Here is a 1,310-nt window from a genome sequence, read left to right as displayed (position 1 = left end):
GCGCCGCCGCGCTGGCGGGCGCCGCGCTGGCGCTGGGCCGCAGCGCCTGGTCGGCGCCGCCGCTGCGCAAGCTGAAGTTCGCCTGGAACCAGACCGCCTTCTGCCTCACGCCGATCGTGGTCGCGCAGGAGCGCGGCATCTTCGAGAAGAACGGCCTCGCGGTCGAGCTGGTGAACTACTCGGGCTCGACCGACCAGTTGCTCGAATCGATCGCGACCGGCAAGGCCGACGCGGCGGTGGGCATGATCCACCGCTGGCTCAAGCCGCTCGAGGCCGGCTTCGACGTGAAGATCATCGGCAGCTCGCATGGCGGCTGCGTGCGCCTGCTGGGCGCCAACAAGGCCGGCGTCACCTCGCTGGCCGCGCTCAAGGGCAAGACCATCGGCGTGAGCGACCTGGCCTCGCCCGGCAAGCACTTCTTCGCGATCCTGCTGGCCAGGCACGGCATCGACGCCGAGCGCGACGTCGCCTGGCGCCAGTACCCGGCCGACCTGCTCGGCACGGCCGTCGACAAGGGCGAGATCCACGCGATCGCCGACGGCGACCCGAACCTCTACCTGCTGGAGAAGCGCAGCCCCGGCCAGTACACGCAGCTCGCCAGCAACCTCTCCGACGAGTACCAGCACAAGGTCTGCTGCGTGATCGGCGCGCGCGGCGAGCTGGTGCGCAACGACCGGCCGGCCGCCGCCGCGCTGGCGCGCTCGATCGTCGAGGCCACCGACTACACGCGCGAGAACCCCAACGAATCGGCCCGGCTGTTCGCGAAGTACACGCCCAAGGTCAGCCCCGAGGACCTGCGCAAGCTCTACGCGACGCTGACCTACGAGCACCATCCCACCAATGTCGACCTGCAGCAGGAGATCGCCTTCTATGCCGACGATTTCCGCCGCATCGGCGTGATGCGCAAGTCGACCGATCCGCAGCGCTTCGCGCAGACGGTCTACGCCAACGTACTGGGCTGAGGATCATGTCCACGCTCGATTCCACCCCGCTCGACCGGCACGCCGCGCGGCAGCCGGCTGCGGCGACGCCAGCCGGCCACGCCACGATCGAGGCACCGGCAGACAAGCCGGCCGCGCTCGCCTGCTCTGCCTGCGCCGCCGACGCATCGGCAGCCGCGCGAGAACCGCGCGTCTGGGGCACGGGCCTGGTCGCCGCGCTGGCCTGGACGGCCTTCGGCGCCGTCGCCTGTCTCTGGCCGAACCGCGTGGTGGGCTTCGCCGACTGGGCCTATACCGAGGAAATCGGCCTCGCCGGCTGGGCCGTCGCGGCCTGGCTGGCGCTGCTGGCGATCGCGGGCCGCCTGCTCG

At 71.3% G+C, this 1,310-nt stretch carries 1 protein-coding gene and 1 pseudogene; both read left to right on the top strand.

The annotated features are described in order from the left end of the window. Nucleotides 1–962: ABC transporter substrate-binding protein (locus F3J18_RS37410; protein ID WP_166917193.1), on the top strand; the 962-nt coding region annotated here is incomplete at its 5' end. Nucleotides 963–967: 5 nt separating this feature from the next. Beyond that, nucleotides 968–1,310: pseudogene (locus F3J18_RS37405) on the top strand (ABC transporter permease); the annotation flags it as partial.

This window comes from Burkholderia sp. Ax-1720 (genome assembly GCF_011753035.1).
Classification (GTDB): domain Bacteria; phylum Pseudomonadota; class Gammaproteobacteria; order Burkholderiales; family Burkholderiaceae; genus Burkholderia; species Burkholderia gladioli.
The sequence above is the reverse complement of the archived record's forward strand: the minus strand, read 5'-3'. Positions and strand labels throughout refer to the sequence as shown.